Genomic DNA, 22,381 nt, shown 5'->3' with positions numbered 1-22,381 from the left:
TCCTTTGTGCTCTTTGTGTGCTTTGTGGTTCAAATCGTAGGGTGCCTTAAAGCCTGCGTATGGCAAAGCTTTCACTCTTAAGTCAGTGCCATTGGTCTTTATTCAGGGCATGGAGCTTACGCCCTTCGGCTCCACTCAGGACAAACGGAGTTTGGGGGTTGGAGCAGGTGTCGGCTCGCAAGGGGAGCGATCTACAAAAGCCACGCTTAGCAAATCTCTGGTTTTAGTATTGTGACACATATCAAACCATGTTACTTTTTTCGTGTTCTGCGTAGCTATACAGATGATAACCATAAGCTTTTAGCGGAATACACACTGAGAAAGGACGATGTACCCAGGGTAGGGTGGTTAAAAGACGCATGTCTTGTATGAAGATGCATGCTAAAAAAACTATAAATGATGTTCCCGGGGGACAGAAAAAGTGAAAAAACAACAGGGTTTTACGCTGATCGAATTGATGATCGTTGTGGCGATCATTGGTATTTTGGCGGCTGTGGCTATTCCGCAGTATCAGAACTACACAAGAGGTGCGACTGCCACTTCTGCTATTGCAGAAGCCGCTGCCTATCGAACAGCTATTGCAATTTGTTCTCAGACAAATAGTGGTGTACTGAATGCCTGTGATGCAGGAAACGAAGGGATCCCTGTTGTTGCTGGCCAGGTAACTGCCGTAGCAAATGGTGTTATCACTGTAGATGCTGGTGATTTCACCGGTGATGGTAATAATGACAACGTTACTTTAACACCGAACACAGTCGGTGGTGTTATGCAGTGGGCAATTGAGGGCGTTAATGGTTCAAATTGTGGTAACTTTATTGATGGCTGCCAAGATGCGGCTGCTCAACAGCAGGGTGGTCAACAGCAGGGTGGTCAACAGCAGGGTGGTTAAGGCGAAAATGGTTAATTCATGATCTCTTTCCCACACTCCGGTGTGGGAATGCATACCTGCTAAATGTCCTTCCAAGAAGCTCCCACCGATGGAAAACTCCTCAACAAAATCAGAATCAACTAAGAAACAGCACATGTAAGAGTCTGAATCAATCGTTCCCATCATCATTTGCGTGGAAATACATACGGAAGTCAGCAGATATTCTTCTCGCAGGTAGTTGGCAGGAAGCTTGTGGCAGGCATTCCCACGGAGCCCCGTGGGAACAAGGTCAGAACCTAAACGCTGGCCTACAATACCAAGAGATCATTTTCACTCAGCACCTTAAGCCCTTGCGATTCAACCAAAAAATCAAGCATTCGGATCAATAATCACATGAGCGCCCTTTTCCGCCGCCATCTTACGGCAGGCTTTATAGTCACGGTCACTGGTGATATAAAAAGTCGGAGCAATATTGACAGTAAGGTCCGGAGCCATTCCACGTCCACCGGATTGTCTTTCGGAATTGACCTGGCCCATTGAGTAACAGACCATACCCTGTTTCTGAAGATCTTCCGCTTTATCCGCAGCCTGAACAGCACCGGCCAATAACATTCCCGCTACAGCAACAGCAATTACTTTCATTGTTTCAGTCCTTTACGTGTGTTTTTAAGGAACTGTTGTTATCGGCCCCGGCAGCGATCATTTAGCAGGTTAGTACGTTTTTCTGGCAAATGCCTGAGACGCCAATACAACACCTGAGATGAAGTATATTTGGCTTCTCCTATCTCACTGGCTGATACCGATAATCTGTTCTTTCGGGTACTCCAGCGGTCTTGACGCTACGCCTTCAAGCGGTCTCTTCAAGCTATCCCTATAAAAACCATACGCAGGCTGTACCCGATGTACTTTGATCTGGATCATCTTTTTCCGAAATCCCGGCTTTTTTGATCAGCGAAGGCAGTGATTAATAAATAAGCAGAATAAAAATAGCAATATTTACAAGATTATTGCCTTAACCAATGGCGACTGCATTCCATTACCGCCCGTCAAACCGGTATGATGGTAAAAAACAATCCTGAACATTACATTGGACGTGAACCATGAAAAAGCTGCTGGCCATTGCCGCTACCGCACTTATCCTGCCAATCAGCAGTCAGGCCGCACCGCTGGACCGGGAACAGCAACAACAGGTCAAAGAGCTGGTGCGTGAAGCCCTGATGGAAAACCCTGAAATTTTTATCGATGTTGTCAATGAGTTGAAAAAACGGGAGGAGTTAGCCAAATCACAGGCGCAAAACTCGGTGCTCACCAGCAATATGGCTGAGCTTTTTCACGGTGATGATCCCTTTGCCGGTTCCTCAACCCCCAAACTGACCATTGCCTACTTTGGTGATGTGAACTGTGGATTTTGCAAACGGCAGGACCCGATTCTGGAAGTGCTGGTCAACAGTTACCCTGACCTGAAAATTATCTATAAAGACATGCCCATCCTCGGGCCAAGTTCAAGAGAGGCGGCTGCGCTCTTATTAGCAGCCAGGGCTGAAGGGAATGACGCCTATCTTGCGCTGCATAAAGAATTGATGTCTCATCACGCCCGGCATGACTCGGATTCCATTGCCAGTATTGTCAGAAAACAGGGGCTGGATCTGGAGGCTCTGAAAAACGCTGTAGTAGATGATGAGATTTACAAACAGCTGGACCGTAATATCATGCTGGCCCAGAGGCTGGGCATTACCGGTACTCCGGCACTGGTGTTCCCCGATGAAGTGGTTAGGGGGTTTAACCAGGAAAATGTTCTGAAGGAGATGATTGATAAAAGGCTCAGGCAAACCAGGTAGGCAGGAGTGAAACCAACCTGCCCCTGGGTCTGACGAGGGGTGCTGGCGGTTGGTTGATCGGTGTTGCTGGTTTTGCATTGGAACCACAAAGGCACAAAGACACTAAGAAAAGCTTTTCTTTTCCTCTGTGCCTTTGTGGTTCAAACACAGAACCACTTAAATAGAAGATGCTTAATGTCTAACGTAAGAAGCTCTTTTTTCAGCAAGGATTTAAACAATCAGAGTTCAGAAACGATACAGGCCTTGCGATTTTTACCGGTTCGCTCAAGATAGTCTGAGAAGTCCGCAGGAATACGTCCGGTTGTTGCCCCTTCCCAATCCACTGATGAACCATCAACGGCTTCGTAGCGAAACAAATAACGCTGGCGTGTTTTTCCTTTACGGCCACCACTGCTTTTCTCTTCTGACAGGTCTTTGATATCACCCAGGGAGAGACCCAGCTCTTTCATCTGTTTAACCACCGCATCCAGCGCCTCTTTTTTGCGGGCCTGCTCCTCTTCAACCTCCATTTGAGCCATCACCTTTTCTTCGTAAATGGCTTCAATGCGACCGATGACGCGCTGAAGGTCTTCAGCGTGCATATCGTGAAAGAGCTTGCGCACCTGAACTTTAGACTTCAGAACACCGAGAGCTTCATCAAAAATATTCATGGTTTGAACCAATCTGGTAAATCAAAGGATCCATTAAACGCAGGGTTTAAAATTGGTAAAAAACTTAACATTGACAATTCTGCCTGTAAATAGACAAAAGCCCGTGCATTGTTGATAAAAAATGAGCATATTTTCCCATCACCTCGCAAAAATGTGTTTTCAGACATCGTTAAGCGTAACGGCCAATTACATTACAACGAAGCTATGAATCATAAGGTAATACGAAGAATCAGGTTCCTCATCACATGGTTTGGGGAGTCAGCAAAGGTTAACAGTTAAGGTAGAAATCAGCAGCATGAAACAGGGAAGATTAATTAAAGCCAGAATACTGATCAAAACACTGCCAACATAATCATTTACTCGCATTTCAGGTAAAAAACAAAAAGTGGCCGCCTGCTTACTTCATGAAAGCCTGATTACTGAGTTTAATTCATATTCAAAAATACGCCAAAAAAACGGAATTCTGGCTGAAACTGAATCAATGGATTGAAGCAATAAGTTTCAAGCATATTAAAAGTCAGTTTAATTACAAAGCCCCGGAACGTACCGGGGCCTTGCTGATGCGCAAAAATCAGGCAACCGTTTCGTGCTTCTTCATTTCCTCGGCGCGAAGATCTTTCCGCAAAATTTTACCCACTGGCGTCATTGGCAGAACATCCCTGAATTCAACCTGCTTCGGCACTTTATAGGCGGTCAGGTTCAGTCGGCAGTACTCCTTGACCTCCTCCGCCGTTAAGCTCTTGTCTTGTGGAATGATAAAGAGTTTGACTGCCTCGCCGGTTTTCTTATCGGGTACACCAATAACGGCACAGTTCTGCACTTTATCGTGCTTGGAAACCACATCTTCCACTTCGTTGGGGTACACGTTAAAGCCTGAGACCAGCACCATATCCTTAACCCGGTCGACGATTTGCACATAACCCTGTTCATCGATAATGGCCACGTCTCCGGTTTTAAACCAGCCTTCGCTGTCAATCACTTCTGCCGTTGCTTCCGGGCGCTGCCAATAGCCTTTCATCACCTGCGGGCCTTTGACACAGAGTTCCCCACGCTCTCCCAATGGCAGCTCATTGCCCTCATCATCAATGGTCTTCAGGGCCGTGCCGGACATTGGCAAGCCGACAGTGCCCAGCCTGGCGTAACTGCCTGCAGGGTTCAGGGATACCACGGGCGAGGTTTCAGAGAGGCCATAACCCTCGGAAATCGAACATCCCGTGATCGTTTGCCAGCGGTTGGCAACCGCCGCCTGCAAGGCAGTACCACCGGACATGGTTGACTGCAGTTCGGAAAAGTCCAGGTCTTTAAATTCCGGGTGATTCATCAAGCCAACAAACAGTGTGTTCAGGCCGATGAAGATATTCACCTTGTGGGGCTTCAGGGACTTGACAAACGTATCCATATCCCGTGGGTTGGCAATCAAAATGCTGTGTCCACCCTGATGGAAGAATGCCATCAGATGCACGGTGAACGCGTAGATATGATAAAGAGGCAGGGGCGCAACTGCGGTATTGCCTTCGGGCTTTGACAGCGGCACACCATTATCATCGGTCTGAGACAACGTACCGGCAGTCTGCAGTACATTACTGACCAGGCTACGCTGAGTCAGCATAGCGCCTTTGGCCACGCCGGTGGTGCCACCGGTATACTGCAACACCGCCACATCATCAGGATTGGCCGGCAGCGGTTTGCTGTACCGGGATTTTTCCCCAAGCTTCATGGCCTGATTGAAACTCAGCGCCTGGGGCAGCTGGTAAGAGGGAACCATCTTCTTGACGTGCTTTACCGCCAGATTAATCAGTGACCGCTTCGGCCAGGGCAGCAGGTCGGCCAGCTCAGTGACAATCAGGTGCTTGATGGGCGTATCCTGAATAATTTCCTCCACCAGGTGGCCAACCACATTGAGGCAGACCAGCGCCCTGGCTCCTGAGTCGGTAAACTGATGTTTCATCTCCCTGGCGGTGTAGAGCGGGTTGGTATTAACAATAACCAGACCAGCCTTGATTGCGCCATAAGCGACGATGGGGTACTGAATAAGGTTCGGCAGCTGAATAGCAATACTGTCACCGGGCTTCAGTGTCGTATGGTTCTGGAGATAGGCAGCAAACCGGGTGCTTAGCTGATCGATTTCGTTGTAGGTAACCGTTTTGCCCATGCTGGTGTAGGCTGGCCGGTCGCCGTATTGATGGACTGCATGTTCAATGACTTCGCCCAGGTTTTTGAACTTTTCAAGATCAATTTGGTCTGCAATGCCTGGGGCGCGTTTGCCATCCCAAAAACTGGCTTCCATGAACACCTCATACTTATTTTTTGTTGTTATCGGAAGGCGATGAAACAGTTATATTTCCCTGGCCTGCTTTTTATGAGGCAGGTGTCTTACAAAAATCCTTTTTGCTTCATCTATTTCTGAGGATCATACTATCTAAACGTTCAACCTTGAACCAAAAATGATAATTTATGCTTCTTTTTGTGCTAAAAAGCCATGAGCTGATCGGGACGCTAGTGCAGGAAAGCGCTAGTCCCCATACAATGCACACCCTCGCTCTACGTGGGAACGAGATGCAAATCCTGCCACGGAGGCACGGAGAGAAAGAAAAATCTTTTCCTCTGTGACTCCGTGTCTCCGTGGCAAAAAGAGGAAGTTTTTCAGGGGCAATGCCTTAGTGATTGGTATTAACCAGCTTTACGGTCCAAAGATCACAGCAATTTTCCGGTGAGGCAAGCAAACTCAGCTTTTGAGGGCGAGTCAGCTTTTTGATGGCCGCTTCCCGTCGGCTGGCCGAAGAACGGTCATGATTACCTTCCAGATAGACCAACTGCTGTGGCTTCCGCCCCCTGAAATACCTGGCTCCCCCAGCAGTACCGCAATGCTGACGCCAGCGCCGTTCAATATCCGTGGTGATGCCAGTATAAAGGCTGCTATCACTGGCAAGAATAATGTAAACCGACCAACATCCATCCGACATTCTTTGCTCTTCCTGAACGATTCCGAGTTGCTTCTTGATCCAATTGACCACGGCAGGAGGCTGTCCGGGGCTACTGAAATAGTGAGTCTATTCTCAGAAAGCCTTTTAGCCAATAGAAGGCAACACACCACCAATCACCCCAAACTGGGCAACGATCACCAAAAGTCCCGCAATAATGGCAATGGCCAGGGCCGGAATACCACCAGCCACTTGATAGGGTTCTTCCATATGGAGCTTGCGAACCTTCCAGACCAGGGCCACGGGAATAAATACCGCCAGAATCACCAGGGCCACAGCGGCGTAACCCAGGGCAGTGACAAAACTCCCCGGCATAAAAATAGCCGCCAGCAGCGGAATCAATAGCGTGAGTGTGATGGTTTCGATACGCCCCCAAATACCGTGAGAGCGACCAAACACTTCTGCCAGATAGTCAAATAACCCAAGAGCCACACCCAGGAATGACGTGCCCAGGGCAAAGGCAGCAAAGGCACTGATCATATAATCAAAACTGGATGTTCCGGAATGGTTGCCTATGGCATCCATCAGCGATGTTACACCGTCCGGACGGTGTGCCATGGTCACCACCACCGCAGAGGAAACCACACCAATCACCACCGCCATCCAGATCACGTAAATGCTGAACGGAAGGGCACTGCCACCAATCAGGGCATAGCGAAACCGCCGGGGTTTTCCCTGCACATACTGAACCACGGTGGGTACCGCACAGTGATAGCCAAATGAGGTATATAACACCGGCAGCGCCGCGAATAAAATGCCAGGGGTACTGTTCTCCAACCCAAGATTACTCAAACTGACCTCGGGCAACAGTGACACCACGATATACAGCAGCAGGGCCAGCATCAGTGCGAACATCACCCGGTTGGCCACATCAACCACCCGGGTACCGGTCACCACCAGAATGGCAACCAGCAACACCACCACCGTTGCCGTGATGCGAAAAGGCAGGTGAATCCCCTCTTTGGCCAGCAGGCTGCCCAGCACGTTGGCACCACCGGAAATGTAAGCTGCGCACAGGGAATAATAGAGAAACAGCATGGCGACGACGGCAATACCCTGACCAACCGGCCCCATTAAACGCCCCATAACGCCATGGAGATTCTCTGCTTCCGGGCAGGCCCTGCAGGCCTCGGCAATTAACAGACCGCCGTAGGTTGATAACCCCCACATCAAAAACATCAGGAATACGCCCCAGACCAGACCGGTCAGTGCGGACACCAGCGGCAATGCCAGCATGCCTGCACCAATGGAAGTACCGGCGACCAGAAGGCTGCTACCCAACGTCTGACTTTTCATATTCGGTCCACCTGTTTGATAAAACAAAAGCCACTAAAAGTGGCTTTTGAAAGTGGGAAACTTATATAAAATAGATCGACAACATGGCTCTATAAATAACCTGTCAGTACTAATAATGGACTGAATTAGAATTTTTTCTACTTATCAGGTGTTTTTGCCAGAAATCTGAAGGGGGGTTGACCCGGGGGCCTATAGAGCTCGCAGCAAACCCTTAATAGACCCTGGCTATCAAGCGCAGCACTTTTTATATTTTTTCCCGCTACCACAAGGGCAAGGATCATTCCGGCCCGGCATTTTTTCCAGTACCGTAGTTTTGGGCGTATCCTTCAACAACTGCAGGGCAGAGATATCCTCTGCGGCTTCTTCATCCACGTGAATCTGGCAGAACCAGCCATTCTCCAGAAACTCTTGTTCCAGCTCAGCCCGGCGTTCTTCGGTCTGCACAGTAAGAACGGCAGGATTCTTTTCTGTTCCGAGACGGGCTTGTTTTTTACCGTCGAAAACCCGGTAGGCCTGTTTATCGTCAATTTGAAGATTGGTCTGGGTATAAAATTTGCCCATTTGATCACCTGTTAAGTTGGAAAATGTTGACCTCTCGGAACGAGAGCAAAAGGGAAATGCAAAACCGGAGCAGTTTACTGGAAGTGCCTGTCATTAGCCACCGACCAATTCTTTCCGGCATACCTGCAAAGCTTATAAAAGACGAATGCCATCTTCATCAATGCTAATCAGGCGTTCTTTGTATAGCCCACCAATCGCCATTTTGAATACCCGTTTACTGACCGAAAATTCTCTTTTGATAATCGCAGGGTCAGTACGGTCATTAAACGGCAAAAAGCCCTTCTCAGCCTTTAACCTGGCAACAATCACCGTACCCAGGTCGCTCATTTCCTGCTGATCAAAGCCGGGCTTTTTCAGGCATAAATCCAGTTTCTGATCGGGCCGGACCCGTTTGATAAATCCGTCAAACTTCATGCCCATCCGGATTGGCTGGTCAATATCCTGGTCAAAAATAACCCCAAGGTATTTATTCTCGACAATTGCCGTATAGCCAATATCCGTACGGTCACAAACCATCAGAGAAACTGCCTGACCATTACTGTACCGATGGGGTGTTTTGGACGAGATGGTAGCCAGAAACTTGCTTATTTTTGACGACGCAACGATCCGATAGCTCTGCTGTTCCTGATAGATATACACGACATAAAACTGGTCTTTGACCATGCGCTCTTTCTGTTCACTAAAAGGCACCAGCAGCTCTTTTGGCATATTCCAGTCAAGGAAAGCACCAATACGGTTGGTATCGGTGACTTTCAGGCAGGCGAATTGCCCTACCTGAGCCTTGGGGCGGAGTGTCGTCGCAATGGGGACATCATCAGAGTCCAGGTAGATAAAAACATCCAGCTCATCCCCAACCTGGCACCCTTGTGGCACAAAGCGTTTGGGCAGCAGGATGTCGTCCAGCATCCCCCCGTCAAGAAATGCACCAAAATCCAGAAGATTGACCACCTTCAGGTGGTTCATGCGACCTATTCTAACCATGAGCCTGTCCGGCAATAAAAGCGGGCGGGGATTATATCATTGCCGTGAAGGCTCTGCTGTTATCACCAGCAAAAATAGTGTCCGTTATTTATGGCGTGAGAATTGCCTTATTAATGTCATATAAATTATTCACAATAAATCTGTTTTCATAATAACCAGGCAAGGAGCATCAGAATGAAGTATTTTTCACGCCGCGCGGTAAAACCCGGTGACCTCAACCCTGCATACCGACTGTTTGGTGGCACACTGCTGGCCTGGATTGATGAGGAAGCCGCTATCTATGCTTCCTGCAAAATGGGCCCTGGCAAGTTGCTGGTGACAAAATATATGTCAGAAATCGACTTTGTCAGCTCAGCCGCCTGCGGTGATATTCTGGAGTTCGGTATTGAAGTAGTCAGTACCGGTAAGACCTCACTGACCATCTGTTGTGTGGTACGCAATAAGGTCAACAGACAGGTGATTATCGTCGTTGATCGTATTGTGTTTGTCTGTGTTGACGAAATGGGCACTCCGACTCCGCACCATATCAAGGCAGAGAAGGAGTCAGAAGTGCTGGAAATGGCTTGATGCAGTGAAGTGCGCACCTTAACAGGGCGCACTTTACCCGCAAACGATTCAGTGATTTGCCGGAGCAGTCTTAAGCTGAACAGAGGGCTTCACCGCAGTGGCAAACATCACCTGACCATTCTGGATCACTTCCGCCAACAGCTCATAGTTGCTGCCCGGTTTCACCAGCTCAGGTGCATAGTAGACCACATAATCCACGACATCCACCGCCCTGCCTACGCGGATTCGCTCAATGCCAATGATGCCAGCCGGGTCATCGGGCATGGCGCTATCTTGCAGAACCACAATAACTTCAGAGCCTGGTGCAAAAGTGCCTTCACTGGCAGTAATCTGACCGCTCACATTGGCTGATTCGGTCACGTAGGTCAGTTCCTGGTCACCGCTTGCGCTGTTCAATACCAGTCCATGTTCTTTTATGGTGATATTGTCCAGTTTTGGGAACATTGCCAGATACTCAGCTTCACTGTTCATCAATGGTGGCGGACAGGCCATTCTGTTGCTCCCCATTGAGGTAAAGTGAATTTTATGGCTGGCAACCTGATAGTTACCAAAGTAGCGGTTACAGGGTGCCTGGCCTCCAATACGTCCATCCAGGGCAGTGGCAGGGCGAAGCTCCATGGTGACTCTCGGGCCCGGTGCCGGCTGACTGTTCATTGTCGTCAACACCCAGGTTTTGTTCTCAACCAACTGGGGGTCTACACTGGTCAGCTTGTGGGATCCGCACCCAAACAGGGCAGCGCCTGTGACCAAAACAATACAAGAGTGAATCAACCTTTTCATGTCATACTCCAGCAACGGGAATAAAGATAAACTTGCAGGCTGTCGAACTTAAGCGTGTGTGGCAAGAGTCGTCTAAGTTCGAGAGTCTCCTGCGGCACAGCCATCAGCGATAGCCTGTAGAGGGTGACTGCCGGGGGCAGATGACCTTGGAAAAAAAACCTTTGATCAGCCAGCAAAGCAGAAACTGATAGTGTTAAAGTAGTCGATCATCAGGTATTGCTGCCATTCTAATTTTCCACCCGGACCTGGTACCCGGGCTACATTCAGGATGACCTGATAATTCCCATGCATCAGGGCATAAGATTCAGTATGATCAGCACTGGCACTGATTAAAAACGTTTTATGGCCCCGAAATCTACCGCAGGAAACCAACTGATCAGCCGTGGCTACAGCCTGGCTGAAGAGATTGCCAACAGTATTACTCATGGTCTGGGGGCTCTGCTCAGTGTCGCCGGTCTGACGCTGCTGGTCACCTATGCCGCCCATCAGGCTGATGTCTGGCGGGTGGTCAGTTTCAGCATCTACGGCAGCACCCTGATTCTGCTGTTTCTGGCCTCTACGCTTTACCACAGCTTTCAACATCCAAAAACCAAGCGCGTCTTCAAGATACTGGATCACTGCTCCATCTATCTGCTGATTGCCGGAACCTACACGCCTTTTCTTCTGGTTACCATGAGAAGTGTGACTGGCTGGATTCTTTTTGCTGTCATCTGGACCCTGGCTGCATTGGGCATTATCTTCAAGGCGGTGTTTGGGTCCAGGTACAAAAAACTGTCGTTAACCACGTACATTCTGATGGGCTGGCTGGTTCTGGCGGCCTCCAAAGAGCTGGCAGAGAACTTGTCAACCAATGGCATATACTGGCTGGTTGCCGGTGGCTTGCTTTATACCGTTGGCGTGATCTTTTATTTATGGAAAAAGCTGCCTTTCAATCACGCAATCTGGCATCTCTTTGTATTAGGTGGGTCGGCCTGCCACTTCTTTTCGGTTTTATTCCATGTATTACCGCCAGCCTGAAGAAAAATAAATTTTTTCAGCTTCTCTGGAAACTATTTGGCGATTACTCAATCAAAATTATCAAATCATTTCGATGAGTTTGATGTGTATAATCTCTGTTCACCCTGAGCGTCTTTCGACTCCACTCAGGGTGAATGGAGCCTTGAGGCCTATGAAGGAGCCTGTCAATTGCATCGAAACCGTGTACTGGTAATAAAGCACTTTTTGAAGATACTGGTTTATGATCCCCTTGAATGAACCCTCATCCGGCTATACTGCTCCGAAAACAGATATCGCTCTGAAAGACGAAGTTATTTCTCCATGTAAGCAAACAGCAGATTCCAGTGGCCATCTGGTCAAACAGGTTCCACCAATATCTTCTACCCTGAAACAAGGTCCGTCATTTTCCTCCAATGGCCGAAAACCATTTCATGAAAAAACAAGGCTACACAATGCCAGGCTTCCCATTATTCAAATTAAGGCCAGTGGGCTGTCAGGCAAGCCTGCCTCACAAATGCCAGAACTGACATCACCCGGTCGGCGTACGCCGCTTAATTCTCCCTCTGGCAAGAGTAGTAACCCCTTTTATAAACCAACGCCGGAACTTTTGGCCACACTGTTAAAATTGGCTGGCATCCCCTCTTCCGTTTACCAGAGACAATACCCACCAGTATCCAATGTTGACACCGTTCGTGGGGGCGACGATACAACCTGTGAACAAACCAAAAAGACGGTTGAAGATATTATTGCCTCCTATAAGTTACTTGAGGATAGAGGTTTTAAAAAATATCTGGCAGCGAAAAGACTGAGAGAGGAGATGTTTGATAAAAATCATTTTATGTGGAATAGACCGGCCTCTCTTCTGGAAATTGTTGTCCATTATACTTTCCGGTTTGACCCTGTTCTCAAAAATATATCGTTTTCTGGAGCGCATGGTTATGTGCTCACATATCTTGACCATGAAATCTTGACAGTGCATCAACCGATAAGAAAAGAACATATTCAGGAGTCTGGGAAGTTTAAACCGATTGAAGTCAAATACACCTGTAATGGCAGACCCATCATTCAACAACAGGCAACCAGAGGCTGTAGTTACGCTGTTGCAGCAATGCTGATACATCAGCATCACGGCACTTTTTCGGTTAGTGACTTACGCTCAACCAACCTTGGCAATGACAAGCTGATATTTCAAGCATTATCTACGGCAGGCCTATCCCCCTTTAAAACCCGGCATTCAAATCTTGAAGATCTGGCCATTGCAGTTAATCGGGATGGGTCTGCAATAGTCACAGTAAGTAGTTTGGAAGGGGGAATGCATGACATTATTGTTGATGCGGTTACAGACACATCTGTTCTTATTCGAGACCCATACCACGGTTGGGAAGTTGAGATCAGCCGGGATGCTTTTAAGACATCCTGGGATAAAGACGCCATTCAGGTGAAACAGCGGATAGCAAACTGATAAATTCCCGGTTTCAGAAAGTCCGGGCTACTGGAAGAACCAATAGCCCGGAATGCTATTAACGAGTGCCGCTATTATCACGACGTGGACGACGATCGCCACCACGGCCACCTTCGCGACGGGCACCGCCTTCACGGCGACCACCTTCGTGGCGGCCACGGCCACCATCACGTCGGCCACGGCGCTCTGTTTGAGGCTCGTCACCGGTCCACAGTTTCAACTCCATTGGCCGGTTGCGAATCCTGGCACCTTTCAGGGCTTCAATAACGCTCTTGTCCATCCCTTCTGGCAGGTAGACTGACGAGCAGTTATCAAACAGTCGGATATGGCCAATGCTCTGTCCGGAAATTTTGCCTTCATTGGCAATGGCTCCCACCAGGTCACCCGGGTTGATGCCCTGGTCACGACCCAGTTCGACACGATAACGCACCATGCCATCATTGTTACGTTCACGGCCACGCTCACCACGCCTTTCGCCATCACGACGTCTTTCGCCACGATCACGATCACCACGATCACGGCCTTCACGACGGGGCTGCTCCGGTTCTTTGGCATCCGGGAACGGGCGTTCTTTCTGGGCCATAAAGCAGAGCGCTGCTGCCATGTCTTCATAGCTCAGGGCATTTTCCTGCTCAAGCTCGGCAACAATCTCACGGAACACATCCAGCTCTTCGCCCATGTCAATCGCTTTGATGACATCTTCCTTGAACTGACGGATACGAATATCACGCACGTCACTCATGGAAGGCAATCGCATGGTATCAATACGCTGTCGTGTAGCACTTTCGATGGCACGAAGCATCCTGCGCTCACGATGGGTGGCAAACAGGATCGCAGTGCCCTGACGGCCAGCACGCCCGGTACGGCCAATACGGTGAACGTAGGCTTCTGTATCGTACGGTATGTCGTAGTTCACTACGTGACTCATACGCTCAACATCCAGGCCCCTGGCCGCTACGTCGGTAGCAATCAGAATATCCAGGGATTTTTTCTTGAGACGATCCACCACTTTCTCACGCAGCGCCTGACTCATATCACCATTCAGCGCCGCCGCAGCGAAACCACGGGCTTCCAGTTTTTCCGCCAGTTCCACCGTGGCGGTTTTGGTGCGCACGAAAATGATCATGGCATCAAATGATTCCACTTCCAGAATGCGTGTCAGGGCATCCAGCTTGTGGAAACCGCTGACCATGCAGACCTTCTGGGTAATGGTGTCAACCGTCGCCGTTTTGGCTTTGATCTCCACCGTAGCAGGCTCTTTTAAGTGAGTATCTGCAATTTTGCGAATCTGGTAAGGCATTGTGGCAGAGAACAGGGCCACCTGACGGTCAGCGGGCGTCTGCTCCATGATCCATTCGATGTCATCCACGAAGCCCATGCGCAGCATTTCATCCGCTTCATCCAGAACCACGGTTTTCAGGCTATCCAGCTTCAGGCTTTCACGACGCAGGTGATCCATGACCCGGCCCGGCGTGCCCACAATCACATGGGCTCCACGCTGAAGGCTGCGCAGTTGGCCGCGCATATCCTGACCACCGTAAACAGGCAACACATGGAATCCTTTCATGTGACGGGCGTAACGTTGAAAGGCTTCTGCCACCTGTATAGCCAGCTCACGGGTCGGCGTTAAGACCAGAACCTGCGGATCGCGCTGCTTCAAATCAATGGCTGACAGCAATGGCAATGCAAATGCGGCTGTTTTACCTGTACCGGTCTGCGCCAGACCCAGAAGGTCACGACCTTCCAGCAGGTGAGGAATACTTTGTGCCTGGATGGGTGACGGGCTCTCATAGCCGACATCCTGAACAGCCTTGATTACCGCTTCCGACAGGGGCAGGTCCGCAAAAGTCATCGCGTTGTTGGTATCAGTCATTTGATACTCCGTAAATTCATTCTTTGCCATAAAAATGCCGCCATTTTGCTGTCAAAAGCTGTCAGGATCAGACGGCATTTGATCGTCCGGTAAACCGGCTCATGGCTGCTTGGTGCTGGCGACGTTTGGAGCAAACAGAAATAGGATGGCAGTATACTTTTCCGACGCTGTTCCAGTAGCATTCGGAAAATTTGCAGCCATGGACTTCCTGGTGCCGCTATCCGGAACTCCCCTCTGATCGAATACAGAAAGACGTTACCGAATCGCCTGTGAGGTCCACGACTGCGTTTGGAGAGGCTTGATGAACAAGCTTGGCCTGCATTGGCAGAGGATAATAAGATCTATTGATCTTCCAGTGGCTGAGCTCTTGATTGCCATAGGCTTTTCAAAGGAGCGGACAGTTGCCGGATTAAATGCAGGAAACGAAGTGCCAGGACTTCCCAACAAACCCCTGTGTCCATAAGTAGGACTGCACATGGGGATAGAAAAAGGTCTGCTAGTCTAGCGTGTTTTTTAGACAGTGAATACTGTTTTTATCCCTGAATGAACTAGGGGATTATCACATCCAGGGATTTTCCCCCAATCGTTTCAGGCTACGGCAGCGCCCGGCCCCGGGCACTCACGTACAGCTGATACCACTGCTCACGACTTAACTGAATAGTCTCAGCCTCGCTACAAGCCCTGATACGCTCGGCATTTGTTGTGCCAATCACCGGCTGGATAGCTGCGGGGTGGCGCATCAGCCAGGCCAGCACAATAGCCTCTCTGGAAACACCCTGCTGCTCTGCAAACGCTTTGACCAGCTCAGCCGTTTTCTGAATAGCCTCGGGCTCACCATGAGTATCTTTCCCGGTGAACACACCGTTGCTCAGGCAGCCCCAGGCCTGCAGCTGAATATTGTGGCTGCGACAATATTCAACGGTGCCAGGGGTAAAGCTGACCGCCGGCCCTTCCGGGTGATTGAACAGCACACCTTCATCCAGCCAGTCCAGATGGGTCAGGCTCATCTGCAACTGGTTGACCACAATAGGTTGATCAAGGAATGACTGAAGGTATTTGATCTGGTGGCCATTCATGTTTGACACACCAAAATGTTTGACCTTGCCATTTTTCTGCAGCTGATGAAACGCCCCGGCAACCTCCTCTGGCTGCATCAGCGGATCCGGTCTGTGCAGAAGCAGAAGGTCCAGATAGTCGGTGTTTAAACGGGCAAGACTCTTTTCCACACTGTGCAGAATCCAATCCCGGGAGAAATCGTAGCGATTGGGAACGTTTCCTTCGGCGAAGCGAATGCCGCACTTGCCTTGCAGGAATATCTTCTCCCTCAGCTCTGGTCGATCACCCAGCACGCCACCAAATACCTGTTCAGCCTTGCCAAAGGTATAGATATCGGCGTGGTCAAAGCAGTTTATGCCGCTCTCCAGGGCACTATCCAGAAACTGGTGCGCCTGCATCATATGACCCTTTGAAACCGGGTTATTATCCCAGCCTCCACCCAACCCCATACAGCCTGCGGCGATTCTGCTGGCTTCAGGCAAGAAAATAGTCAGGGGAATTCGATTCATAAGACTCCAACCCAATCGGGTTACTAATTATAAGTAGTCAGAAATATGTGATTTCATATGGTTAGCTACTTAGGGTGCAGACATAGTAACATTGATTCACTCAAAGGTACTTTACCATTTCATAAGTCATTACCGCGTGGCTATTGCCGGAAAATTCTTTGGCAAATACCCGCCCGGGATCCATCTCACCAGGATGAAGCGACTTAATAAATTCTGACATACGAGCCCCTTTCGGGATAACCGGATCATCACGATGGTTCAGTGACACGATGTAAACCTCACGGTCAATCAGTTTACGCATAGAGGCTTCAGCATCCAGATTCCCACCTATCAGCCACCCCAGAAAATTGGCAAGTCGGGGCCTGTCTGGCATAACAACTCTTGGCGCTGTGGTAAAAGAGTCATGGGACAGTAACTCGACCCTTGAATCATCCTGCCCTCCGCTGGCTTCAAGGTGTCTGGCAAGCGAGACGGTTGCCACACCTCCGCCAAGAGAAGTGCCAGCTACGTATACATGTTCAAAATTTTCCAACGCATATCCCAGGGCAGCAGCACCATCCTGAACAATGGTTTCATAGGTTGAGAAAGGCAGATAACCCGACACCCCATCACTCTGGTTTAACCCCGTCCCCCTATAGTCATAAAGAATGACCGGGCATTTCTTTTCTGACTGTATTCGGCCGGGTGCTGACCCCGGATGAAGACAACCTCTACCCAGTAGCTGTGAAAGAACCATACCATTTGGATTGTGATAAAGAATGCATTGACTATTACTCGGGTCCCAGTCAGGGGGATAACAAATCACGCCGTGCAATATGCCCGAATCATGTTTAATTGGGAGCTGCTCAAACCGAAAGCCACTGGTATTGGTTGCATCACAGGCTTCCTTAACAATCTCACGGCTTTCCTGTAAGCCCGGAAATTTCTGGAGACCCGGGAACTTATCAGGAAAAGTCTTGCCAAGCCATGGAAACACTTGCGATCGCACCAGGGCAATACCAACAACCTTGGCAACCCCCAGCCTGTTTTCAATCATCCAATGAAAAGGCGTCAGGACAACCGCAGATCTTGATAAAATTGAATTGCAGGTTCCGGGGACAGAACAAATAAGATCCTTAGCCATGGATAAATAACTATCAGGCTCGACGGATTCAGTAGAACGTGCCCCCATGCGCGACTTTTGGTCATTATCAGGGCATGCTTCCTTCGCCCGGCTCCTTAACCAGGGTGATTCATAAGCGTATCGATCAGCAATAGTTCCGTAAGTCATAACAGCCTCTTTATTCTAATTCTGAGCATCGTTTCAGAAAAAATCATTGTTGCAGTTAGAAGACAGAAAAGCGGCCATGCCCTGTCAGGCCAACTTAAATGAATATCCCGTCGCTCCCGGAAGATGAAAAGAAGATAATTCAAGGTCGAAAAGCCACTACCTTGAAAGCACATCATTAGCAACATCAACTGAACTTTTCTTTTCCAGACGAAACTGTTTCAGTTCTTCTAACGTGTAGCCGAAATCACTACAGCCAACGGGCAGTCTGGCCGTTTGTTTACCATGATCCATAAAGATAGCAATGTGTCTAAAAGAAGAGCGTTCAAGTATTTTCGGATCACGTTCAGCAACGTATTTCCTGAGCACTATCAACTGTGATGGGGGCATTGCTTCCTTGGTTCTCATTCCTTTTGAAAGAAATTGCTGAAATGCTTTCGATGGGGGAACAAGAACTCTTCCGGAAAAGGCATCAATTCGGGCTGATATAGAATCAGCCGAACCCAACCCAATACTTTTTTTACTTAACTTTCTATCTGCTGTTAACTGAACTATCGTGCAGTCAGCGCCCTCGGAATCCACCTTGCCCACTACTTTTACAATATCGTTCTTTATCAGAAAATCCAGGCATCCTTTGTTTCCTTCAAGGTCCTTGATCAGCACCAATTTTTTTATATGTTGATCTTCATTAAAATCAGGATCGATATAGCTGCGTACCAGCTGAGAATAACTGGAAAATCGTATTGAGCACTGCATAAACCTTTCGCCATTTTCCAGCTTTAATCTAAGGCCGCAAGAACCATCACGATGGGTAAATTGCTTAGGTAGCACCTTGTAAGTTTTACCATCAGTAGCGCACACATAGTCGTAGGTCGTCGGCCTGGCAGGAATACTGGCCGATCTGTCAGCGATGTTAACCGGGTTTGGTGTGCTGCCTGCACCTGGCTGGTCATCAGGAATACTCATGCGGCTGAGTGATGCTTGCAGATCCGCTACTCTGCTGTCGTCACCTGACCCGGGATTGAGAGAACTTGTCTGTGGATGTACCGGAAGCTGACCGGAAGAACTCGTTATTGGATTCATGTTAAAGCACCCATCACTAAGTTGCTGCGTGGCACAAGTTAGTCGGGTTTCATTAACATAAGTTCCCTCTACACGTTATGTTCGACTTTAATTCAATAAATTGACCTGTGAAGTGATTTAATGATGGTGCCTGACTGCACTGGTACATCGTTTCGAAGAGTTAATCTCCGTTCACCCTGAGCGCCCTTTGGCCCTGCTCAGGGTGCACGGTCGGAGGGTGATTGGTACAGTATTCAGGGTATGGTGTTTACGCCCTTCGCCTCCGCTTCAGGACGAACGACGCTTGGGAGTCATTGATAGATGGAACCCGTCAATTACATCTAGCCTCCCATCTGAGACAGATTGTCCGTGCCACCGGTCCATCCCTGTTCAAGAAAATGACTGTCGTCTTTCAGCTGTAGTGAATCACGAATTCGAGCCACCAGCACTTCCTGCTGATCATCGCTGTGCAGAAGATCTCTCAGATCAATGCCGGACTCAGCAAACAGACAAAGCTGGAGCTGCCCCAGACTGGTCACCCTCAGTCGATTACAGTCATTACAGAAGTCCTTGCTGTAAGGCATAATCAAGCCAACCGTACCTTCATAATCACTGTGGCAATACTCCTGGGCAGGCCCGGCATCGGCCAGACGAATTTTTCTTACCCAACCCCGTGCCAGGAGCAGTTCCTGAATCTGTTTTCCCGGGAAGTGGTGCTTCTGGAAAAAATCCTGATTGTTCCCGGTTTGCATCAGCTCGATAAAACGAATAGAGACGGGATAATCCCGGATCCAGTCAAGAAAGGCATCAAGTTCATCATCATTAATGCCTTTCATCGCCACCGCATTCACCTTGATGGATGGCAGACCATGGTCAAATGCATGCTGAATACCGGCCAGAATTTCCCGCAGCCGGTTATGGCCGGTAATCAGCTCAAAGGCCCGGGGGTCAAGACTGTCGACACTGACATTGATGGCATCAATACCCGCATCCAGCCAATCCATAACCCGCTGATCCATTTTGTAGCCGTTAGTGGTCATGGCCAGCTTCTTTATGCCGGGGATCTGCTTGATGGTTCTGACAATGTCGGAAAAGTCCTGACGTAAGGTAGGCTCCCCCCCGGTCAGGCGAATTTTTTCCACACCGACCGCAGCAAAAGCCGTTACCAGACGACGTATTTCGTCAATGGTCAGTGCTTCACTGTGATGATGGTCAAGGCAGCCGTCAGGCAAACAGTAATTGCAACGAAAGTTGCACAGGTCTGTGACTGACAGTCGCAAGTAAGGGAATTTCCGTCCCTGACGGTCCTGCAGCTCTGGTAAATTAGAATGCATAGAACACCTTTCCAATCGCGGGAGGCTGCAAAGTTTCTTCTACAGCCCTGGCAGCCAGTGATACGCACTCTGGCTGCGGCTTCCAGTCCATAGGATCATACCCATTAGGTACCGAAGCTCGGCGCTCGCTTGTTAATTCAGTTTAATCACTACGTTAAACAACCTCATTTGACTGTTAAAAGAATTCCCGGGAGATCGTTTTATCAACAGCCAAGTGAATCCTACCTGCTTATTTCTCGAAAAACCATGCTATCAGGTACTATTGTTTTATTGGATTATCAGGCAACCCTGCTGCCCATGGCCCCCTTTTGATTGATGAAATATCCGGGCTGACCCTCATGCAAGCAGGTTGCAAAAAACGAAAGATGTCTTCTATGAAAATACCCCCAAAGATCAGTGCCGCCATCCCGGTTATTGGTATCGCAGCCTTCAGCGGTACCGGTAAAACCACGCTTATCGAGAAACTACTGCCACTGTTAGCTGGCAAGGGACTTCGAACCGGTGTGGTCAAAGCCTCGCATCACAGGATAGAACCTGATCCACCGGGAAAAGACAGTTATCGTTTACGCCATGCCGGTGCCAGCCAACTGGTGTTGAGCATGCCTGGTCGCTCCCTTTGCTATACCGAGTACCCGAATGGATATGAACGACAGCTGCAGGAGCAACTGCAACTCCTCAATCAGGATCAGCTGGATTTAATCCTGGTGGAAGGTTTTCGAGAGGCTCCCATCGCTAAAATCGAGCTTCATCGCAGTGATTATAACAAGCCCTTCCTGTTTACTGATGACCCCCATATCATAGCCATCGCCTGGGATGGCAATCCCGGCATCAACCTTCCAGGTCATCTGGCAGAACTGGATATCAACAGCCCCGAACATATTGCCAGCTTTATTGAAAACTATTGTCATGAAAAATAGCTTGCATCACCACCTGGCATAACAGAGAGTTAAGCACGCTATTTTTTCCACCCGCTATGAAAGAGGGCAATCATGAGCGACTGCTGTGCCACTGATGGATTAATAAGGCTGGAAGCAGCACTGGCAACACTGACCAGCAGTGTCAAGCCAGTATCCAAAACCGAGACCGTTGCCCTGGAAGACAGCCTTGGCAGGGTGCTCGCAGAGCCTATCGTATCGCCTATCAATGTGCCCTCCCATGACAACTCAGCCATGGATGGTTATGCCCTGGCACTGAAGGATTTGTACAACCGTGATGCTTTACCCCTGGCAGGCCAGTCCCTGGCCGGCCACCCTTTTTCCGGGGAGATTCCCGCAGGACATTGTATCCGCATTATGACCGGGGCCAGTGTTCCATCAGGTGCCGATGTGGTGATCATGCAAGAGCAGACTGAGACCACAGAACAAGGCATTCGTTTTCTCCAGAAACCGGACCAGCCCGGTAACAATATCCGAACAGCGGGGGAAGATATTCCGGAAGGCACCCGGGTGTTCACACCGGGCCGGAGAGTTCGCCCTCAGGATATCGGGCTGCTGGCCTCGCTGGGTATTGCCAATGTCACGGTCTACCGGAAAGTCAAAGTTGCGGTATTTTCCACAGGTGATGAATTAAAGCTGCCCGGCGAGCCACTGAAACAGGGTGATATTTACGACAGCAATCGTTTTGTTATCAAGGCCATGCTGAAAAAAATGGCTGTCGACATCATCGACCTTGGCAGAATTCCTGATGACAAAGCGGCGTTAAGAGCAGCCTTTCTGCAAGCTGATCGGGAAGCTGACGCAGTAATCAGCTCCGGTGGCGTCTCTGTCGGCGATGCGGATTACACCAAAGACATTCTTGATGAGCTGGGGGAAACCAGCTTCTGGAAACTGGCCATCAAACCGGGCAAGCCGTTTGCCTTTGGACAGCTCCCGAACAGTGTCTTCTTTGGCCTGCCCGGTAACCCGGTATCGGCTACCGTCACCTTCCAGCAGCTGGCCGCGCCAGCATTACGCCACATGATGCACCAGCAACCGGAACCAAAAGTGGAGCTGACACTGGCGACGGAAACCCCGCTCAGAAAGCGCCCGGGACGCCGGGATTTCCAGAGGGCAAAACTGGTTTACCGGGAATCCGGTGAACTGCAGGTTATGTCAACCGGTCATCAGGGGTCTGGCGTTCTCAGTACCATGAGTCATTCTGACTGCTATATCGTACTGGCGGAAGAAGACGGTGATAAACCAGCGGGTGAGCTGGTGAATGTGCAGCTGTTTGATGACCTGTTGAAATAAACTATCCACCAAATAGAATAGCCTTCGCATTTATCCACAAGGCTATTCCCATTTCCCTGCTAATTTAAACTA

The 22,381-nt window shown here is 49.3% G+C and carries 21 protein-coding genes and 1 riboswitch; of the genes, 7 read left to right on the top strand and 14 right to left on the bottom strand.

Going from position 1 to position 22,381, the window contains the following annotated elements; genetic code table 11:
* Nucleotides 1-421: 421 nt before the first annotated feature.
* On the top strand, nt 422-889 hold the full coding sequence (locus J7438_RS28185; RefSeq protein WP_353620090.1) for a pilin: 468 nt from the start codon (nt 422-424) through the stop codon (nt 887-889).
* A 348-nt stretch (nt 890-1,237) separates the two neighbouring features.
* On the opposite strand, the gene J7438_RS03535 is transcribed toward J7438_RS28185, so the two are convergent.
* Complete coding sequence (locus J7438_RS03535; protein WP_209201601.1) at nt 1,238-1,510, bottom strand: hypothetical protein; 273 nt, start codon at nt 1,508-1,510, stop codon at nt 1,238-1,240.
* Nucleotides 1,511-1,968: 458 nt separating this feature from the next.
* Here J7438_RS03535 and J7438_RS03530 point away from each other — a divergent pair, with 458 nt between their 5' ends.
* Complete coding sequence (locus J7438_RS03530) at nt 1,969-2,706, top strand: DsbA family protein (protein WP_209275471.1); 738 nt, start codon at nt 1,969-1,971, stop codon at nt 2,704-2,706.
* A 218-nt stretch (nt 2,707-2,924) separates the two neighbouring features.
* On the opposite strand, the gene J7438_RS03525 is transcribed toward J7438_RS03530, so the two are convergent.
* From J7438_RS03525 to J7438_RS03500, 6 genes are all read right to left on the bottom strand, one after another.
* A complete protein-coding gene (locus J7438_RS03525) occupies nt 2,925-3,356 on the bottom strand; it encodes an H-NS family histone-like protein (RefSeq protein ID WP_209201603.1) in 432 nt (143 codons plus the stop codon).
* Nucleotides 3,357-3,927: 571 nt separating this feature from the next.
* Nucleotides 3,928-5,643, bottom strand: coding sequence for an AMP-binding protein (locus J7438_RS03520; protein ID WP_209275470.1), 1,716 nt, complete (start codon nt 5,641-5,643; stop codon nt 3,928-3,930).
* A gap of 370 nt (nt 5,644-6,013) precedes the next feature.
* The gene (locus J7438_RS03515) at nt 6,014-6,319 is read right to left on the bottom strand and encodes a GIY-YIG nuclease family protein (protein ID WP_209201605.1); all 306 of its coding nucleotides are present in this window, start codon (nt 6,317-6,319) and stop codon (nt 6,014-6,016) included.
* Between the two features lie 105 nt (nt 6,320-6,424).
* Nucleotides 6,425-7,633 carry an aromatic amino acid transport family protein gene (locus tag J7438_RS03510; protein ID WP_209201606.1) on the bottom strand — a complete coding sequence of 403 codons (1,209 nt, stop codon included), beginning with the start codon at nt 7,631-7,633 and terminating at the stop codon, nt 6,425-6,427.
* Between the two features lie 228 nt (nt 7,634-7,861).
* Nucleotides 7,862-8,194, bottom strand: coding sequence for a PBPRA1643 family SWIM/SEC-C metal-binding motif protein (locus J7438_RS03505; protein WP_209201607.1), 333 nt, complete (start codon nt 8,192-8,194; stop codon nt 7,862-7,864).
* A 132-nt stretch (nt 8,195-8,326) separates the two neighbouring features.
* The gene (locus J7438_RS03500; RefSeq protein WP_209275469.1) at nt 8,327-9,175 is read right to left on the bottom strand and encodes a CvfB family protein; all 849 of its coding nucleotides are present in this window, start codon (nt 9,173-9,175) and stop codon (nt 8,327-8,329) included.
* Nucleotides 9,176-9,349: 174 nt separating this feature from the next.
* On the opposite strand from J7438_RS03500, the gene J7438_RS03495 reads away from it, so the two are divergent.
* The gene (locus J7438_RS03495; protein ID WP_209201609.1) at nt 9,350-9,742 is read left to right on the top strand and encodes an acyl-CoA thioesterase; all 393 of its coding nucleotides are present in this window, start codon (nt 9,350-9,352) and stop codon (nt 9,740-9,742) included.
* Nucleotides 9,743-9,790: 48 nt separating this feature from the next.
* Here the strand turns inward: J7438_RS03495 and J7438_RS03490 are convergent, their stop codons facing one another.
* Entirely contained in the window at nt 9,791-10,522 is a 732-nt protein-coding gene (locus J7438_RS03490; protein ID WP_209275468.1) for an META domain-containing protein, read from the bottom strand.
* A gap of 165 nt (nt 10,523-10,687) precedes the next feature.
* Nucleotides 10,688-10,813, bottom strand: a complete 126-nt coding sequence (locus tag J7438_RS27580; RefSeq protein WP_286196372.1) for a hypothetical protein — start codon at nt 10,811-10,813, stop codon at nt 10,688-10,690.
* 51 nt (nt 10,814-10,864) lie between these two features.
* Between J7438_RS27580 and trhA the strand changes: the two genes are divergently transcribed.
* Complete coding sequence (gene trhA, locus J7438_RS03485; protein WP_209275467.1) at nt 10,865-11,539, top strand: PAQR family membrane homeostasis protein TrhA; 675 nt, start codon at nt 10,865-10,867, stop codon at nt 11,537-11,539.
* Nucleotides 11,540-12,032: 493 nt separating this feature from the next.
* Nucleotides 12,033-12,980: a cysteine peptidase family C39 domain-containing protein gene (locus J7438_RS03480; protein ID WP_209201612.1), complete on the top strand. Its 948-nt coding sequence runs from the start codon at nt 12,033-12,035 to the stop codon at nt 12,978-12,980.
* 58 nt (nt 12,981-13,038) lie between these two features.
* On the opposite strand, the gene J7438_RS03475 is transcribed toward J7438_RS03480, so the two are convergent.
* The 5 genes from J7438_RS03475 to moaA all read right to left on the bottom strand — a co-directional run bounded on the left by J7438_RS03475 (nt 13,039) and on the right by moaA (nt 20,081).
* On the bottom strand, nt 13,039-14,853 hold the full coding sequence (locus tag J7438_RS03475) for a DEAD/DEAH box helicase (RefSeq protein ID WP_209275466.1): 1,815 nt from the start codon (nt 14,851-14,853) through the stop codon (nt 13,039-13,041).
* A gap of 593 nt (nt 14,854-15,446) precedes the next feature.
* Nucleotides 15,447-16,418 carry an aldo/keto reductase gene (locus J7438_RS03470; RefSeq protein ID WP_209275465.1) on the bottom strand — a complete coding sequence of 324 codons (972 nt, stop codon included), beginning with the start codon at nt 16,416-16,418 and terminating at the stop codon, nt 15,447-15,449.
* A 100-nt stretch (nt 16,419-16,518) separates the two neighbouring features.
* Nucleotides 16,519-17,688, bottom strand: a complete 1,170-nt coding sequence (locus J7438_RS03465; protein ID WP_209275464.1) for an alpha/beta hydrolase — start codon at nt 17,686-17,688, stop codon at nt 16,519-16,521.
* A gap of 156 nt (nt 17,689-17,844) precedes the next feature.
* Nucleotides 17,845-18,768 (bottom strand): hypothetical protein, encoded by a 924-nt coding sequence (locus J7438_RS03460; protein WP_209275463.1) that lies wholly within the window; start codon nt 18,766-18,768, stop codon nt 17,845-17,847.
* A gap of 320 nt (nt 18,769-19,088) precedes the next feature.
* Complete coding sequence (gene moaA, locus J7438_RS03455) at nt 19,089-20,081, bottom strand: GTP 3',8-cyclase MoaA (protein WP_209275462.1); 993 nt, start codon at nt 20,079-20,081, stop codon at nt 19,089-19,091.
* Nucleotides 20,070-20,217, bottom strand: a riboswitch (molybdenum cofactor riboswitch). Its footprint overlaps the gene before it by 12 nt.
* Nucleotides 20,218-20,455: 238 nt before the next feature.
* On the opposite strand from moaA, the gene mobB reads away from it, so the two are divergent.
* Both mobB and moeA read left to right on the top strand, forming a co-directional pair.
* The gene (gene mobB / locus J7438_RS03450) at nt 20,456-20,998 is read left to right on the top strand and encodes a molybdopterin-guanine dinucleotide biosynthesis protein B (RefSeq protein ID WP_209203979.1); all 543 of its coding nucleotides are present in this window, start codon (nt 20,456-20,458) and stop codon (nt 20,996-20,998) included.
* Nucleotides 20,999-21,070: 72 nt separating this feature from the next.
* Nucleotides 21,071-22,309 (top strand): molybdopterin molybdotransferase MoeA, encoded by a 1,239-nt coding sequence (moeA, locus tag J7438_RS03445; RefSeq protein ID WP_209275461.1) that lies wholly within the window; start codon nt 21,071-21,073, stop codon nt 22,307-22,309.
* Nucleotides 22,310-22,381: the final 72 nt, after the last annotated feature.

This window comes from Thalassotalea sp. G20_0 (genome assembly GCF_017744175.1).
In the GTDB taxonomy this organism is placed as follows: domain Bacteria; phylum Pseudomonadota; class Gammaproteobacteria; order Pseudomonadales; family Endozoicomonadaceae; genus Endozoicomonas.
This window is presented reverse-complemented; position numbering and strand designations above follow the sequence as displayed.